This window comes from Desulfovibrio piger, from assembly GCF_951793255.1.
Lineage (GTDB): Bacteria > Desulfobacterota > Desulfovibrionia > Desulfovibrionales > Desulfovibrionaceae > Desulfovibrio.
In genome coordinates this window covers 1,678,729-1,695,175 of record NZ_OX636706.1, presented here as the reverse complement: position 1 = coordinate 1,695,175, position 16,447 = coordinate 1,678,729, and the positions used below count along the sequence as shown (strand labels likewise).

General features: G+C 61.8%; 15 protein-coding genes. 4 read left to right on the top strand and 11 right to left on the bottom strand.

The features are described from left to right. Positions 1-211 precede the first annotated feature (211 nt). A complete protein-coding gene (locus Q4I12_RS07630) occupies positions 212-592 on the top strand; it encodes a GtrA family protein (protein ID WP_006003486.1) in 381 nt (126 codons plus the stop codon). A gap of 172 nt (positions 593-764) precedes the next feature. Here Q4I12_RS07630 and tnpA (Q4I12_RS07625) read toward each other — a convergent pair whose 3' ends face one another. From tnpA (Q4I12_RS07625) to tnpA (Q4I12_RS07600), 6 genes are all read right to left on the bottom strand, one after another. Then, complete coding sequence (gene tnpA, locus Q4I12_RS07625) at positions 765-1,220, bottom strand: IS200/IS605 family transposase (protein WP_072333439.1); 456 nt, start codon at positions 1,218-1,220, stop codon at positions 765-767. Positions 1,221-1,410: 190 nt separating this feature from the next. Further along, positions 1,411-2,418: a glycosyltransferase family 2 protein gene (locus Q4I12_RS07620; RefSeq protein ID WP_302261251.1), complete on the bottom strand. Its 1,008-nt coding sequence runs from the start codon at positions 2,416-2,418 to the stop codon at positions 1,411-1,413. After that, complete coding sequence (locus Q4I12_RS07615; RefSeq protein ID WP_302261250.1) at positions 2,408-4,096, bottom strand: hypothetical protein; 1,689 nt, start codon at positions 4,094-4,096, stop codon at positions 2,408-2,410. Before Q4I12_RS07615 ends, Q4I12_RS07620 begins: the two co-directional genes overlap by 11 nt. A 40-nt stretch (positions 4,097-4,136) precedes the next feature. Next, positions 4,137-5,090 (bottom strand): DMT family transporter, encoded by a 954-nt coding sequence (locus Q4I12_RS07610; RefSeq protein ID WP_302261249.1) that lies wholly within the window; start codon positions 5,088-5,090, stop codon positions 4,137-4,139. A 204-nt stretch (positions 5,091-5,294) separates the two neighbouring features. Next, a complete protein-coding gene (tnpA, locus tag Q4I12_RS07605) occupies positions 5,295-5,723 on the bottom strand; it encodes an IS200/IS605 family transposase (protein ID WP_302260190.1) in 429 nt (142 codons plus the stop codon). A gap of 170 nt (positions 5,724-5,893) precedes the next feature. Then, the gene (tnpA, locus tag Q4I12_RS07600) at positions 5,894-6,322 is read right to left on the bottom strand and encodes an IS200/IS605 family transposase (RefSeq protein ID WP_302260190.1); all 429 of its coding nucleotides are present in this window, start codon (positions 6,320-6,322) and stop codon (positions 5,894-5,896) included. Between the two features lie 163 nt (positions 6,323-6,485). On the opposite strand from tnpA (Q4I12_RS07600), the gene Q4I12_RS07595 reads away from it, so the two are divergent. Further along, positions 6,486-6,920 carry a squalene cyclase gene (locus Q4I12_RS07595; RefSeq protein ID WP_168934448.1) on the top strand — a complete coding sequence of 145 codons (435 nt, stop codon included), beginning with the start codon at positions 6,486-6,488 and terminating at the stop codon, positions 6,918-6,920. A gap of 34 nt (positions 6,921-6,954) precedes the next feature. After that, positions 6,955-8,469: an outer membrane homotrimeric porin gene (locus tag Q4I12_RS07590; protein ID WP_302261248.1), complete on the top strand. Its 1,515-nt coding sequence runs from the start codon at positions 6,955-6,957 to the stop codon at positions 8,467-8,469. 161 nt (positions 8,470-8,630) lie between these two features. On the opposite strand, the gene Q4I12_RS07585 is transcribed toward Q4I12_RS07590, so the two are convergent. Next, the gene (locus Q4I12_RS07585; RefSeq protein WP_204673850.1) at positions 8,631-9,038 is read right to left on the bottom strand and encodes a cupin domain-containing protein; all 408 of its coding nucleotides are present in this window, start codon (positions 9,036-9,038) and stop codon (positions 8,631-8,633) included. Positions 9,039-9,319: 281 nt separating this feature from the next. Between Q4I12_RS07585 and Q4I12_RS07580 the strand changes: the two genes are divergently transcribed. Continuing rightward, positions 9,320-10,261, top strand: a complete 942-nt coding sequence (locus Q4I12_RS07580; protein WP_302261247.1) for an AraC family transcriptional regulator — start codon at positions 9,320-9,322, stop codon at positions 10,259-10,261. 169 nt (positions 10,262-10,430) lie between these two features. Here the strand turns inward: Q4I12_RS07580 and Q4I12_RS07575 are convergent, their stop codons facing one another. The 4 genes from Q4I12_RS07575 to Q4I12_RS07560 form a co-directional block, all read right to left on the bottom strand. Further along, on the bottom strand, positions 10,431-11,189 hold the full coding sequence (locus tag Q4I12_RS07575) for a carboxymuconolactone decarboxylase family protein (protein ID WP_302261246.1): 759 nt from the start codon (positions 11,187-11,189) through the stop codon (positions 10,431-10,433). A gap of 338 nt (positions 11,190-11,527) precedes the next feature. Next, complete coding sequence (locus Q4I12_RS07570) at positions 11,528-13,687, bottom strand: RelA/SpoT family protein (RefSeq protein WP_168934452.1); 2,160 nt, start codon at positions 13,685-13,687, stop codon at positions 11,528-11,530. Positions 13,688-13,994: 307 nt separating this feature from the next. Then, complete coding sequence (ilvA, locus tag Q4I12_RS07565; RefSeq protein WP_168934453.1) at positions 13,995-15,536, bottom strand: threonine ammonia-lyase, biosynthetic; 1,542 nt, start codon at positions 15,534-15,536, stop codon at positions 13,995-13,997. A 408-nt stretch (positions 15,537-15,944) separates the two neighbouring features. Then, positions 15,945-16,370: a hypothetical protein gene (locus tag Q4I12_RS07560; RefSeq protein ID WP_297160093.1), complete on the bottom strand. Its 426-nt coding sequence runs from the start codon at positions 16,368-16,370 to the stop codon at positions 15,945-15,947. Positions 16,371-16,447: the final 77 nt, after the last annotated feature.

Here is a 16,447-nt window from a genome sequence, read left to right as displayed (position 1 = left end):
CTGCGCGTCGTGCGGCGTGTGATGTCCGACAGTTCGCGGCGCACTCCGCGTTCCGGCATATTGCTCCGCCCTACCGGCGTGCATGCCGTGCCCTGTCGCGCATGTAGCGTAGCGGTCAGCCCTCGCCCCTTTGCCGCATACCTGCCCATCCGGCTTGCGCCCCGGCGGGGAACAGGCTAAGTCAGGGCAGCCCAATCCCAAAGGAGTCTTTATGTCCCTTGCCAGCCGTGGCGCGGAATTTTTCCGCTTCTGCATCGTGGGCGGTCTGACCTTTCTGGTGGACTACGGCCTGCTGTTCCTGCTGACCAGCGTGCTGGACGTCCATTACCTCTGGTCGTCCGCCTGGGCCTTCATCGTGGCCGTCATCGTCAATTACTACCTTTGCGTGTTCTTCGTCTTCCATCAGGCGGCACGCAGCTTTGCCCGGCAGGTGGTCTTCGTGGGATCGAGCCTGGCCGGTCTGGGCATCAACCAGGTCTGCATGTGGCTGCTGGTGGACAAGCTGGCCCTGCACTACATGCTGGCCAAGGTCGTGGCCACGGGCGTGGTCATGATCTGGAACTACATCATGAAGCGCAAGGCCCTCAGCTGACCGGGCAGAGAAACGTCCCTGCCGTATTGCGGCTACCTTTCCAGTACTGCTGCCAAATCAGAACCACCCGCAAAGCGGGTGGTTTGCTCTGGCCCTGTAAGGGCCTGTTACCGGCTGCGCCTAAAGACGCTGGCTTTCACGCTGTTCAAGCCCAGTGCCCTTGCCGCCTTGGCTACCCCTTAAAGGGGTCTTGATATTCGCGTGATGTCAGCTTGTCTCTCATAATGTCGTGACGTTCCTGATCCTGGATATATTTTTTGATCGTTGCCTCATTAAGCCCCACCGTACTGACATAATATCCTTCGGCCCAAAATTTTCTGTTGCCAAACTTATATTTAAGGTTTGCGTGCTTATCGAATATCATCAACGAACTTTTCCCTTTCAGGTAGCCCATGAAATTTGCCACACTGATTTTAGGAGGAATGGACACCAGCATGTGGACATGATCCGGCATCAGATGCCCTTCCAGAATCTCAACCCCTTTATATTTGCAGAGGCATTGCAGAATTTCTTTTATACTTTCACGGAGCTGTGCGAAGATTATTTTTCTTCTATATTTTGGAGTAAAGACGATATGATACTTGCACAACCATTTCGTATGCGCTAGGCTATGAGCCTTGGTTCCCATAACAAAAACACCTTTCCGTTAATGTTGCGATGGGCTTGAACAACTTCATCGTAGCGGAAAGGTGTTTTTGTGTGTATAATGTATTGTCTCCACCCGCATAGCGGGTGGTTTTTTGTTTCGCGCCTGTCAGGCGCTCAACAGGCTAAAGCCCATAACAGAAAAAGCCAGGCTGTTGCCCGGCTTTCTTCATTTACGCCTGAGGGTCTTGCTCCGGCCTGTTCCCGCCGGAGGGCATGCCTGTCCTGCCCTGCCGCAGCAGCAATGACAGCACATTGAGCTGGATCTCGAAGGCCTGCCGGGCCCGCTTGCGCTGGCAGTCCAGGGTCAGGCCGGCAACAAAGCTCAGCAAAGCCGCCAGCATGCAGAATCCGGACACGATCACGGTCGGGAAGCGGGGTACGAGCCCGCTGGACATGTATTCGCCCAGCACAGGCAGGAACAGCCCCAGAGAAAGCAGGGCCAGCAGACAGGCCACCGACCAGAAGACCAGCAGGGGACGGTAATCCTTGAACAGGACGGCGATGGTCTTCAGGACGCGGAAGCCGTCCCGGAACGTGCTCAGCTTGGAAAAACTCCCTTCCGGCCGGTCGCGGTACTGGATGGGCATGGAGGCGATGCGGAAATTGTTGGCCAGGGAAAAGATGGTCATCTCCGTCTCTATCTCGAAGCCCTGCGAAAGGATGGGGAAGGATTTGACGAACAGGGGCGACATGGCCCGCATGCCCGTCATGACGTCCTCGATCTGCCGGCCGCGCTTCCAGAACATGTTGATGCAGCGGCGCACCAGCATGTTGCCGCAGTTGTGGAATGGGCGCTTGTTCTCCGTGAAGTAGGTGGAGGACAGCCGGTCGCCGATGACCATGTCCGCACGTCCTTCCAGCACGGGCGCGCACAGGGCCGCCGCCTGCGAAGCCGGATAGGTGTCGTCCCCGTCCACCATCAGATAACAGTCCGCCTCGATGTCACGGAACATGGTCCGCACCACGTTGCCCTTGCCCTGACGGGGCTCGGGGCGCACGATGGCACCGGCCTCACGGGCCAGACGGGCCGTTTCGTCGGTGGAATTGTTGTCATAGACATAGATATCGGCATCCGGCAGGGCCTGACGGTAATCCCTGACCACGTTCCCGATGGTCAGCGCCTCGTTATAGCAGGGGATCAGGACCGCGATCCTGTTGCCTTTCTTCTCAGTCTGCATATCCGCTCCTCGTGACCTGTGCATCGGCGTCCGCCGCTACCGGCGAACGCCGCAGCAACAGCCAGTCTTCATTCTCAAAAAGCAGGACACCGTAACGCAGCAACAGGGCTTTGTGCTCCACATGGCGCGTCAGCAGCAACGCGGCCTGCTCCGTACGCCAGACCTCCATATAGCCGGTGGCATCGGCCGCCATGCGGTGTTGCATGGCCAGCCAGCGCCGGGCCATATCCGGGTCGGCGGCATAATAGATGACGTTCCCGTCCTTGTGTACGGGCAGCATGGGCATGCGGGCAGCAAAGCGCACGGCCATGCAGTCTCCGTCAGTAAAAACCAGCTCTTCCGGTCCCGCCTGCGCGCGCAGGGCCTGCAGGGCATCCCGCAATCCCAGGGAATGCGCCTTGATCTGCCGGGCCTCTTCCGTATCCAGCCAGCCCAGACCGGTCATGTCCGCCAGGGCATGCCGGGCCGCCACCACCTGTTTGCCCTGCCCCAGCGACAGCAGGACGACAGCCAGCAGGATGACGAGGCCACGGCGCAGCAGGGGGGCAAGGCCCTGCCAGTACGGGGACAAAAGACAGGTCAGCAGCAGCCAGGAAAGCGGCACCAAAAAGCGTGTGCCCCGCAGGATCTCCTGACTCATGTTCTGCCGCCCCAGATGGCGGGCCAGCCACATCTCCAGGGCGCAGAGCACACAGCCGCCCGCGATGCCCAGCACCATGCCCGGCATGAGCCGCAGCAGGGTGCGCACCGGCCCGGCCAGCTGCTGTCTTTTTTTGAACAGTATGGCGGCTGCTACGGCCGCCGCGGGGAACAGCGGGACGGGGAAGGTATAATAGCGCAATATGTCCGCAAGGCTCTGCCAGACATCATGCCAGTCCTTGCTGTAACGCAGGGCGCGCACCTCGGCAAAAAGCCCGGTATACTCGGCCGGCGGTGCTGGTGTATCCGCAAGAAAAACTTTCAGATATATAACAACGGGAACTGCGAAGCTCAACAGATTCAGCAGGCTCAGGCCCGCGTGGCGCCACAGTCCCCTGTCCCGCCAGAGCAGGAAAAAGGCCATGAAGAACATGGCTCCGCCCATGAGGGCGCTGACCGTATGCACCAGCATGGCACAGCCTGACAGGAACATGACCACAGGCTGCAGCGAAGGGCGTTTGACGGCCGCACAGGCCGGCAGCAGAAGAAAGGGCCAGAGATCGGCATAGAAGATGCGCGGCACCGGATCCGAGCGCATGCTGCCCCAGAAGGTGCCGAACGACCAGTGCACGGCAATGCTCATCAGGATCGAGAGCAGGGCCGCCAGAGAGGGGCTGCGGAACAGGCAGCGCCCCAGGATGTAATAGGCAAGGAAGTGCAAAAAGACGCCCAGCGCGCCCACACGCAGCATGTCCGTGGCCGCATTGTCCCCGTCGGGGAGCAGACCCGCCAGGGCCGTCAGCAGGTTGGGCACGCCCGGATCCTGCGGGAAAAAAGACGCCACCGGGTCACGGGCAAAGGCCGCGGGGCATTCCCCGGCTTCCATGATCTGCGCGTAGTTCTGCAGGTCGCTGTCCATGCCGATGCCCTGGGGATTGAGGTCCAGCGTCCCCTGCAGGGCACACCAGCAGAACAGCGCGGCCAGCAGGACCAGAAGCAGATCCGCAAGCCGGTGTCTTTTGTGTTCAGTCTCTTTCATAGCGGCAGCCCGTCTCTTGATAGATGCCATCCCGCCGGTCTCAGTCCCGGCGGGATTCCTTTTCCGCAGCCTGCCGGCGGGCGGCCGCCAGCTCCCGGGCACGCCGGATCAGGCGCTGGTCCATGCGCCGCATGATCTGGCGGCTGTGCGTCAGGATGTACACCCCGCCCAGGATGCCCACGGCGCCGAAGGCCTCGCGGAAAGCAAAGTCCTCTCCCAGCAGGGTCACGCCCAGGACAACGCCCACCAGCGGCATGATGTTGAGGAAGATGGCCGCCTGCCCTGCCCCCACCACCTTGACCCCCATGTTCCAGAAGATCATGGCGCACACGCCGCCGATCCAGACGATATAGACCATACAGGCCAGGGTCGTGCCGCCCACGCTGTGCACGTCCAGCTGGCCGGTCAGCGCGGCGTAGATGAAGGTGCCCGCCGTCCCGAACAGCCCGGCCCAGGCCGTGGTCGTCAGGGGCGGAAGATGGCGCATGACGCGGAAGCCCGTCAGGGAATAGACGGCCCAGCCCAGCTGGGCGGTGAAGAACAGCAGATCCCCCTTGTTGAAGGAGATATGCAGCAATACGTCCATCTGTCCCTTGCTGACGAGGAACAGCGCCCCGGCCACGGAAAGCAGGATCCCCAGCAGTTCGATGGGCAGCAGGCGCTCGCGCAGGAAGATCAGGGCCACCAGCGCCGTCACGGCCGGAGTGGTCGTGGCGATGAGAGTGGCATTGCTGACCGTGGAGAGCTGCAGACCGGTGAACTGGGCGATATTGTTGAGCGCCACACCGGTGATGCCCATGAGCAGCAGGGCCGGCATCAGGCGCAGCGGCGGCAGGAGCGGCAGCCCCCGCCAGCGCATGAGCGCGAAAAAGGTGATGCTCATGAGCAGATAACGCACTGCGGTCATGGTGGACGGGTTCAGCTCCCGCATGGTGATCTTGACCAGCAGCGGCTGGGCGCCCCACAGGGCGGCCGTCAGGGCCAGCAGGGGCACGCAGTCCGGGATCGATGCTGGCCCTGTTCTGCGTCATACGCAGAGATAAGCCGGCACAGGTTCGCTACCTCTTTGAGATGATTGCCTTTTTATTTTTCAAAGGCAAATTGAACACTCCACCGGCTAAAGCCGGTGGATTCACCGTGGCGACTAAAGTCGCGTTCCGGCTAAAGCCGGTATGGCCCCTGCTGAAGCAGGCTGAAGTCATTCCCCCTCAATTCGGAAGGTTTCATCTGCATCTTCCTGTTGCGTGATGTATTGCTTAATGACCTCATCGGTCACATTGCCACTGCTGCAACAGAAATAGCCACGCGCCCACATATGACGTCCCCAGTACTGGCGGCGCAACAATGGAAATTCATTTATCATGGCATGCGCGGTTCGGCCTTTCAGTTGTTGCATCAACTTGCTCACAGCAAGGCTTGGTGAAATCGAAACGAAAAGATGGATATGGTCGGGTGCTATATGTCCTTTGAGAATTTCCACCTGATGCTTTTCACAGATGCCGCGTATCAGCGACCTGGCTCTCTGGGCGATGTCGCCTGACAAAATCTTTTTCCTGTACTTGGTTATCCAGACCAGGTGCAGGTGAATTGAAAAAACACTGTGGGAGCCTTTACGATAATTGCTCATGCCCACAGACTACAAAAGAAACGCTAAAGCCGCCACCTAAAGGTGGGGGTTTTACCCCTCCCTGAGTGGGACATTGAACACTCCACCGGCTAAAGCCGGTGGATTCACCGTGGCGACTAAAGTCGCGTTCCGGCTAAAGCCGGTATGGCCCCTGCTGAAGCAGGCTGAAGTCATTCCCCCTCAATTCGGAAGGTTTCATCTGCATCTTCCTGTTGCGTGATGTATTGCTTAATGACCTCATCGGTCACATTGCCACTGCTGCAACAGAAATAGCCACGCGCCCACATATGACGTCCCCAGTACTGGCGGCGCAACAATGGAAATTCATTTATCATGGCATGCGCGGTTCGGCCTTTCAGTTGTTGCATCAACTTGCTCACAGCAAGGCTTGGTGAAATCGAAACGAAAAGATGGATATGGTCGGGTGCTATATGTCCTTTGAGAATTTCCACCTGATGCTTTTCACAGATGCCGCGTATCAGCGACCTGGCTCTCTGGGCGATGTCGCCTGACAAAATCTTTTTCCTGTACTTGGTTATCCAGACCAGGTGCAGGTGAATTGAAAAAACACTGTGGGAGCCTTTACGATAATTGCTCATGCCCACAGACTACAAAAGAAACGCTAAAGCCGCCACCTAAAGGTGGGGGTTTTACCCCTCCCTGAGTGGGACAATAAATTGAAAACAATTTTCAATTCTGTTGACATCATTTTTCAATCATGGCATGTTTGCCCCAACAAAACACATTACCACAGGAGCCACCATGCCGAGATTGGAAAACCTTCCCCAGACCCGGATCTCTTTCCGCCGCAGTGCCAACAACCTGCACATCGCCACCGGCGAGGATCTGGATCTGGAACAGGCCCGTGCCATCCTGAACCTTATGCGCTGCCACAGCAACGACTGCAACAAATTCTTCATCGATGTGCGCCATGTGACCCGCATCCAGCCGGCGGCGGCCGCCGCCCTGCGCGGTGCGCCCCAGCCTTCCATCGCGCCGCAGCGCATCCACTACAAAGGCTCCCGCGGCTTCGAGCTGGCGACGAGCGGCAACAAGGTCCTCATTGTCCCTGAAAAGGCAAAGCATGTTTGCAAGGGCACCTGCCCCAACTGCCGCTGCAAGGACAAAAAGGCCCGCGCCAAGGCGCGGAATACGGCCCGGGCGGCCGTGGCGTCGGGGGGCGCCGCTGTTGCCTGATGGATGTGAACCTCAAACAGTAAGGAAGAAGGTCATGAAAAAAATTCTTACCCTCATGCTGGCTGCCGGCATGCTCCTGGGGGCCGCCAGCGGCGCCAAAGCCATCGATTTCAAAGCCTCCGGCGAATGGCTGGTGGGCTTTGGCCTTGGTGACGGCAGCCTTATCAAGGATGTGGACAACAAGAAACGCCATCACGAGGATACCTTCAATGCCGGTCAGCGCGTCCGCCTGCAGCTGGATGCCGTGGCCTCCGAATCCCTGTCCGGTACGGTGTTCTTCGAGATCGGCGACCAGATGTGGGGCAATGCCGAAAGCGGCGGCGCCCTGGGTGCCGACGGCAGGGAGGTGAAGGTCAAGAACGCCTACATCGACTGGATGGTGCCCAATACCGACCTCAAACTCCGCATGGGCTTGCAGGCCGTGGCCATGCCCAACGTGGCCGGCGGTTCCGCCATCATGGACGGTGACGCCGCCGCCCTGGTCGCCAGCTACCAGTTCAACGACAATGTGGGCCTGACCGCCCTCTGGATGCGCCCGCTCAACGACAATTATGCTGGCCGTGTCTATGGCGACAGGGAAGATTACCAGAAGAACTACTTGGACAACATGGACCTCTTCGCGCTCATGCTGCCCCTGAAGTTCGACGGTGTGGAACTGACCCCCTGGGCCATGTACGGCATGCAGGGCAAGAACACCCGCTTCAATGAAGGCGGCGTGGGTACGGCCGACGGCGCGCTGGACGTGACCCTGCCCGGCTATCTGCCCGGCATGAACGAGTTTGCCCTCGGCAAGACCAGCAAGGCCTACGGCTCCATGTTCTGGGCCGGTCTGCCCGTGGCCATCACGGCCTTCGATCCCCTGAACATCGAATTCGACATCAACTACGGCTATGTGGAAGCCATGGGCCGTTACGACGTGCTCAAGCGCGGTACGGACTTGGTGCGCGGCAACAGCAAGCGTGAAGGCTGGCTGGTCAAGGCCCTGGTGGAATACAAGATGGACTGGGGCACCCCCGGCATCTTCGGCTGGTATGCCTCCGGTGACGACGGCAACGTCAAGAACGGTTCCGAGCGCCTGCCCTCCATCGCCGGCGCGGGCAACTTCACGTCCTTCATGGGCGACGGCAACCTGGCCTGGGGCACCGGCTACAACTTCTACGACAACAATCTGACCTACGCCGGTACCTGGGGCGTGGGCCTGCAGATCGCGGACGTGAGCTTTGTGGAAGACCTCAAGCACACCTTCCGTGTGGCCTACTGGGGCGGCACCAACAGCCCCTCCATGGTCAAGTACATGGGTTCCGCCGTGGCCTGGAACGACACCACCGCCACCCAGGACGGTCCCTACCTGACCACCAACGACGGCCTGCTGGAATTCAACCTGGTCAACTCCTGGCAGATCTACGAGAACCTGGAAGCCAATCTCGAGCTCGGCTACATCATCAACATGATGGACAAGGACACCTGGGACAAGAGCTACGTCAGCGATCGTAACTGGTCCAAGCAGGATGCCTGGAAGGCCCAGCTGATCTTCGCCTACAGCTTCTAGTCCTCCCGGGGCGGGCATCCGCCCCTTTCCCGCGCGTGCTTCTCCTTCCCGCGCGCACTCCGCCGCCGCTGTTTTTGCAGGAACAGCGGCGGCCTCCTTTTTCCGGCGGCTGCCGGCAGGCTCATCCGGCGCCGTGGGCACCGGATGCAAGATGCTCCTGCCTAGGGCAGACGGGCATACTCCTCTTCGCTGACAGGCTCCAGCCACTGGGAGCGGCAGCCCTCACCGGGGACTTCTACGGCCAGATGCACGAACCAGCTGTCCCTGGCCGCGCCGTGCCAGTGCTTGACCCCGGCGGGGATGTGGACCACGTCGCCCGCGTGCAGTTCGCGTGCGGGCTTGCCCCACTCCTGATACCAGCCGCGCCCGGAGGTGCAGAGCAGTATCTGCCCGCCGCCGCTGGCGGCCTCATGGATATGCCAGTTGTTGCGGCATCCCGGTTCGAAGGTCACGTTACCGATGACGACCCCTTCGGTGGAAAGCATGTTCAGGTAACTGTTGCCGACAAAGTAGCGGGCATAGGCCGTGTTGGCACCGCCCTGGGCGAAAGGCCCCCTGTTTTCCTGCATGGTCGTTTCCTTTTGTTGATCGTTACATGTCACGCCCGGCCGGTATCGCCGGAGGTGCGGCCACACTGCCGGGCAGCCGCGGACGGACAGCGCCGTGTACCGCTCCCCGTGCCTGTCCCGTCAGCAGGGCAAAGACAGAGCCTTCCTGAGGCTGGGGAAACACATCCCCTCCGGCGCTCTTGCACAGTCGTGCCGTCTGCCCGCGGACGCCACTGGCGGGCGTCTTCTCTCCCTGCCGTCTTTTGGTTACACTGGACAGGCAGCCCGAACCGGAGGTCCTCATGGCATCCTCAGCCCTGTCCATCAAAGAAGATATCCTTGCCGCCCTGAAAGACATCCTGATGCGGCACCTCCCCGCCCCGGAGATCCGCCCCAGCCCCATCGACGGTCTGGTGCTCGTCCGGCGGGAGGACCCGCCCGCACCTGACCGCTGCTTCGAAAGACCGCTGGTGTCCGTCATCGTCCAGGGGAGCAAACGCTCGCTCATCGGCTCGCAGGAATTCGTCTTCCGGCGGGGCCAGTTCCTGGTCTCCGGCATCGACATGCCCAGCTCGTCTTCCTTTTTCGATACGGCTCCCGGACAGCCTTTCCTCTCCCTCTTCTTCTATCTGGACAGGCAGATCCTGACGGACCTCATGCTCAGGATGCGGCCTGCGGGCAAAACGCCGCAGGAAGACGGCCCCGGCGTCGCCGTGGCGGATGCCGAACCGGAATTCCTGGAAGCGGTGCTGCGCCTGGCCGAGCTGCTGGACAAGCCGGAGCAGATCGCCATCCGCGCCCCCATGATCCTGCAGGAGCTGCACTATCTGCTGCTGATCGGGCCCCTGGGCCATGTGCTGCGCGGACTCTATGCCCAGGGCTCGCAGAACAGCCAGGTCTTGCAGGCCGTCTCCATCCTGCGCCGGGATCTGGGGGCCCCGGTACGCATGGAGAGCCTGGCACGGCAGGTGGGCATGTCCCTGTCCACGCTCCATCGTCATTTCAAGACCGTCACCGGCCTGAGCCCCCTGCAATACCTCAAGCAGCTCAGGCTGCACGAGGCCCAGCGCCTGATGCTCATGGAAGACATGCGCGCGGCCTCGGCGGCCCTTTCCGTAGGCTATGAGAGCGTGACCCAGTTCAGCAGGGAGTACAAACGCATGTTCGGCGAACCGCCCCACCGGGACATCCAGCGGAAACGCACGGTTGCGCCTCTGGGCGAAGCCGGGGCGGGCGGCCTTTAGGATACGTCCGCGTCATCCGCCTGCGGGCCGGCCCTGTTCCGCGCCGGTGCGGCCCGTCCTCGTAGGGCCGCGCCCTTCCTGACCTCAAGACCATCCCGTCATTCCCGCATGCCCCGGCAACAGGAACACAGCCGGGGCGCGCGGGGACGCTATCGTCCTGCCGGGTGCATTAGGCCTCCGGCAGCACGCTGTTGACGCAGGCAAGGGCGTTGAGCGTGCGGGGGAAGCCGATGCAGGGCAGCATCTGCAGCAGGGCATCCACCAGCAGCTGCTTGCCGTTGCCCACGGCGGCATTGCCCTGCACATGGGCCTTGACCTGGACCTCACAGCCGCCCAGCGCGCTGATGATGCAGAAGGTCAGCAGCTCCCGCAGCGGCAGATCAAGCCCCGTGCGCGTATAGATGTCGCCGAAGCAGAACGCGGAAAGATGCCGGACGAGGATCTCTCGCTGTCCTTCAGGGGCCGAAGCGTGCATCTTGCTGATGGCATCCCCGAAAATACCGGTCTGTACGGCAAGGCCTTTTTCAAAGCGGTCTTCTTCGCTCACCGTGCCGCCTTCAGGCAGGGGCAGGGCGATACCGGCGGCCTCCAGGGCGGCATCCGCATGGCGCAGGGCCGCCTCCGTCCGCGGGAAGCCGATATAGGGCGCGCACTGGTACAGGGCCTCGCGGATCTCTTCGGGACGCACGCCCTGATGCAGGGCGGCCCGTGTCTCCTCCCCTATCCCCTCCGGCGTCTGGATGGCGGCCAGGACGACCAGGGTGATGAGGCGGCGCCGACGCGCATCCAGGCAGCCCTGTCCGGCGATCTCGCCGTATTCCAGGCGCTCCCGGATAGCCGCCAGTTCGGGATCCGTCCCGGCCAGTGCCGGGGCCCCCGTCTTGCCCAATTCCTTCCTGTACGCTTCCGCTTTCTGCATCCTGTCCATGGTGTTCCCCACGATATCTTCAACGGTTGTGCCGGATGCCCCGGCATGAGAAAGACGGCCCGCTGCCGCATACCGGGGAACGCAACGCAAAGATGCCTCCTGCTCCCCGTCGATGCAGACCGGAAGGCTCCGCCCTTTTCCGGCAGATCCCGTCCGGGCAACGGACCTTTGTCCTGTGCTTACCGGGATACGCCGCCCCGGCTGCCGGGTACAGACCTGCTCCTGGCAAATAGTTGCCCAAAACTGTCGCGGGATGGCCCACGAAAAAGGGGACACCTTGCGGTGTCCCCTGCGTATGTTCGCTGAAAGGCTGCGCCACGGCAGCCGGGCGGGATGGGCTAGGCTTCTTCGGTATCGCGCACCACTTCGAGGATGCCGGACTGGCCGCGGATGGCCTCGATGACATCATAGAGCTGGGTGGCGTTGCACACTTCCACGGTCAGGCGCAGTTCTGCCCGGCCGTCCACCAGCGCCCGCGAAGACAGCGCCGTGATGTTGATGCCCTGCAAGGCCAGGAGCTGGGCGATGCCCGCCAGCACGCCGCTGCGGTTCTGGGCCAGGATGAAGATACCGGCCTCGTAGGGCTTTTCCTCCTCGCCGTCCCAATGCACGGAGATGAGGCGCTCCGGCTCCATATTGGCCACATTGGGACAGTCCGCACGGTGGACGGTGACGCCCATGCCGCGGCTGATGTAACCGATGATGGGGTCCCCCGGCACCGGGTTGCAGCACTTGGCAAAACGCATGAGCACGCCGTCACAGCCGGAAATGCCCACGCCGTCGCTCTTGCGCTTTGCGGCTTCCTTGCTTTCCTTGATGGTGGGCGTGGCCGGTTCCGCGGCTGCGGCATTATCGGGATGCAGGACGGCATAGAGCTTGTTGAGCACACGGCGCGGCGTGATATGCGCATAGCCCACCGAAGCCACCAGCTCGTCCACGTTCTCGAAGTTCATCTCCTGCGCCACGATGGCCAGCTGGCCGTCTTTCAGGGCGCGCGCCACATTGAGGTTGACCTTGCGGCCTTCCTTTTCCAGCATGTCGCGGCCCAGGGCCAGGGCATGGGCGCGTTCCTCGGTACGCAGGTAGCGCTGGATGCGGCTGCGGGCGCGGGCCGTCTTGACGATCTTGAGCCAGTCGCGATTGGGGTTGCGCGAAGGATCGGTGATGATCTCCACGATGTCGCCGTTCTTGAGCGGCGTGCCCAGCGGCATGAGGCGGCCGTTGATCTTGGCCCCGGCGCAATGATGGCCCACCTTGCTGTGGATGTGGAAGGCGAAGTCCAGCGGCGTGGCGCCTTCGGGCAGTTCCTTCACATCACCGGCAGGGGTATAGACGTAGACCTCGTCCTTGAACAGGTCCAGCTTGAGCGAATGCATGAATTCGCGCGAGTCCGCTTCGTCGCCCTGGCGCTCGAAGATCTCGCGCAGCCAGGAGAACTGTTCCAGGTCCTTGGAGTTGACCCGGCCTTTTTCCTTGTACAACCAGTGCGCGGCCACACCGTGTTCGGCCTGCCGGTGCATCTCTTCGGTACGGATCTGGATCTCGATGCGCTCGCCCTCGGGCCCGATGACCGTGGTATGCAGGCTCTGGTAGCCGTTGGCCTTGGGCATGGAGATATAGTCCTTGAAGCGCCCGTGCACCGGCTTCCACTGCGAGTGCACCAGACCGAGCACCGCGTAACAGTCGCGGATGTCCTTGACCAGCACGCGGAAGGCCATGATGTCGTGCATCTCGTCCAGGGTCAGGGACTGGGACTGCATCTTTTTGTAGATGCTGTACTTGTGCTTGATGCGCCCGTAGACCTGCCCTTCCAGACCGTTGGAAGCCAGCAGATCCTGGATGAGGGAGACCACCTTTTCGATGATCTGCTTTTCCACTACCTGATGCGCGTCCAGCCAGTGGTCGATCTGGTTGTAGATGTCCGGCCGCAGGTATTTGAAGCTCAGGTCCTCCAGCTGGCGCTTGAGCAGGTACAGGCCCAGACGGTTGGCCAGGGGCGCGTAGATGTCCATGGTCTCCTGGGCGATGCGGCGCTGCTTGTGGGGCTTCTGGAAATCAAGGGTGCTCATGTTGTGCAGGCGGTCGGCCAGTTTGACCATCAGCACGCGCATGTCGTGGCTCATGGCCAGGATCATCTTGCGGATGTTCTCGGCCTGCGCCTCTTCCTTGTTCTCGAAGACGATCATGCTGATCTTGGTGACACCGTCCACGATGTCGGCCACGTCTTCGCCGAACTTGTCGTCGATCTCTTCGATGGTGGTGCCGGTGTCTTCCACCGTATCGTGCAGCAGGCCCGCCGCCACCGTGGGCTCGTCAAAACCCATGTCGGCCAGGGTATAGGCCACGGCCAGCGGATGGGACAGATAGGGCTCGCCCGAAAGGCGCGTCTGCCCCGCGTGAGCTGTGGCGGCGAACACATAGGCCTTCTGGATCAGCTCCAGATTGGCATCATGGTTGTTGGCCGCCACCTTGTCGAGAATTTCCTGAATACGAATCATAGCGTCCTGTCAGACGGTAAAAAGTTGACGATACCGGTTTTGTCCATGTTCGGCCAACTGTCCCGGCTTGTCAATGACGACGGCCCGGAAGGCAGGGACAGGCGGAGAAAGCTCCCCCGGCCCGGGGAGGGCCGATGCAGGCCTCCCGATTGTCCGCAAAGGAGCCGCGCTGTCGGATCTCTCTCAGCCCTCCCGTGCTCTCCTTGTTGCCGCCGGGATCTCCGGGGCCTGTGAACAGCAGGAGGCCGCCCCCGAAGGAGCGGCCTCCCGACAAGCATCATGGTCTGTCCGTGCAGACCGGCATCAGTTAGTTGTCGTGATGCCAGCCCAGGAACATCTTGTAGGCCGGGTTGTCGGTCTCATCCACATGCGGGTAGCCCATACGGTCGACGCGGGCCAGGAACTCCTCGAAGTCCTCGCGCCGCTCTTCGGGAACTTCCACCCCCAGCAGCACGCGGCCGAAGTCCGCCCCGTGGTAGCGGTACTGGAACAGGGTGAAGTTGTAGGTCACGCGCATGGCGTCCATGAAATTGAGCAGGGCGCCGGGCCGCTCGGGGAAGAAGAAGCGGATCAGGCGCTCGTTGTGCACCTGGGGCGCGTTGCCGCCCACCATATGGCGCAGATGCAGCTTGGCCAGCTCGTTGTCCGTAAGGTCGCAGGCGCTGAAACCGGCAGCCCGCAGGTCTTCCAGCACGGAGGCCACCTCGTCGCTGTTCTTGATGTCGATGCCCACCAGCACATGGGCGTTGACCGGGTCGGCGAAGCGGGTGCACAGCTCGGTGATGTTGCGGCTGCTGATGGCCTGCACCAGCTGGCGGAAGCTGCCCGCCTTCTCGGGGATGGTCACGCCCAGCAGGGCTTCGCGGTTGGCACCGAAGCGCGCCCGTTCGGCCACATGGCTCAGACGGTCGAAATTCATGTTGGCGCCGCTGACCACGGCCACCAGGGTGGTGTCGCGCAGGTTGCCCGCGCGGGCATAGGCACGCAGACCGGCCAGGGCCAGCGCACCGGCCGGTTCGGCCACCACGCGGGTATCTTCAAAGATATCCTTGATGGCGCCACAGATGGCGTCCGTGTCCACGGTGATGATGTCGTCCAGCAGGTCGCGGCAAAGGGCGAAGGTCTCCTCGCCCACCAGTTTCACGGCCACGCCGTCGGCGAACAAGCCCACGTCCTTGAGCTCCACACGATGCCCGGCCATGATGGAACGGCGCATGGCGTCGGAGTCCACGGGTTCCACGCCGATGACGCGAATCTCGGGCCGCAGGTTCTTCACATAGGCGGCCACGCCGGCGGCAAGTCCGCCCCCGCCGATGGGCACGAAAATGGCGTGAATGGGGTCGGGATGCTGACGCAGGATCTCCATGCCGATGGTGCCCTGTCCGGCAATGACATCGGGATCGTCAAAAGGCGGGATGAACACGTAGCCGGTCTCCTTGATGAGATCCAGCGTATGCCGCCAGGCATCGCTGAAAGACTCACCGAACAGCACCACCTGTCCGCCCAGACGGCGCACGGCATCCACCTTGATGGCGGGCGTGGTCACGGGCATGACGATGACGGCTTCGCATCCCAGACGGCGGGCGGCCAGGGCCACCCCCTGGGCATGGTTGCCGGCCGAGGCGGCGATGACGCCGCGGCGCAGCTCTTCGGGAGAAAGACGGGCCATCTTGTTGTAGGCGCCGCGCAGCTTGAAGGAAAACACAGGCTGCAGGTCGTCCCGCTTGAGCAGCACGCGGTTGCCCAGGCGGCGGGAAAGGCTCACGGCCTCATCCAGCGGGGTCTCGACGGCCACGTCGTAGACCCGGCTCAACAACACCTTGTTCAGGTACTCGCTATGATTCGACATGGAAAACATCCCTTGTAAAAACGGTGCGCCTGCTCACGCCAGAGGCAGGCGGAATCTTTGGAGCATATACCCATTACACACGCCCCACAAGGGGCCGGGGAGCCGCCTTTCCGCAGAACAGCGGCTTTTCCGGCCACGGATGCCCCTGCGGCCCTTTCCTCAGGCCCGTCACGTCCTCCTGTACATGGCGACAGCAGCAGACATGCCCCGGGCCCGAGCCCGCCCTCTCTCCCACGGGCCGCCACCTGACGGAACCAGCCGCACATGGGTCTTCCTGCCATAAAAAAAGACCGCCATCCCACGGACGACGGTCTTTTTAGCCAAACGGTCTTTTCCTGCCCGTCAAGAGCAGTCCTCCTGCGCCTGCGATCGCTGTCCCGCCCCAGCAGGAAGCGGTACGGAAGCAGTCTATTTTTTCAGGGCCAGCGAATCCACAATGGCCTGGGCCTGGGCATCATCCACCTTCCCGGCCAGCAGGACGAGCACATGCCGGTCAGCTCCCAGAGCCAGCACGCCCCGCATGGGGATGTTCCCCGCATGGCCCTGCATCTCGTAGACATCATCGGCCCGGGGCCGGACATCCGGCGCGTCCAGCATCTTGCGGTACTCCTCCACGATATCGGCACGGCTGCGCGCACCGTTGAGACCTGTCACCAGGCTCACCATGATGCCGGCATCCGGGGAAAGCATGGTCACGGAGCCTTTGTCCTGGGCCTCGATGGTCCAGCCTTCGGGGATGTCTACCGTGAAGAAACTGTCCGCCCCCAGGGGGGAAGCGAGGACGGGCACGGCTCCCCAGAGGAAGCAGCACAGCAAGATAGCGCAGTATTTCATGCTTGATCTATTACCTGTTTTTAAGATGACAGACAAAGCCCGCTCAAGCTCCGTCCGCGTTCTCCCCTTCATACAGC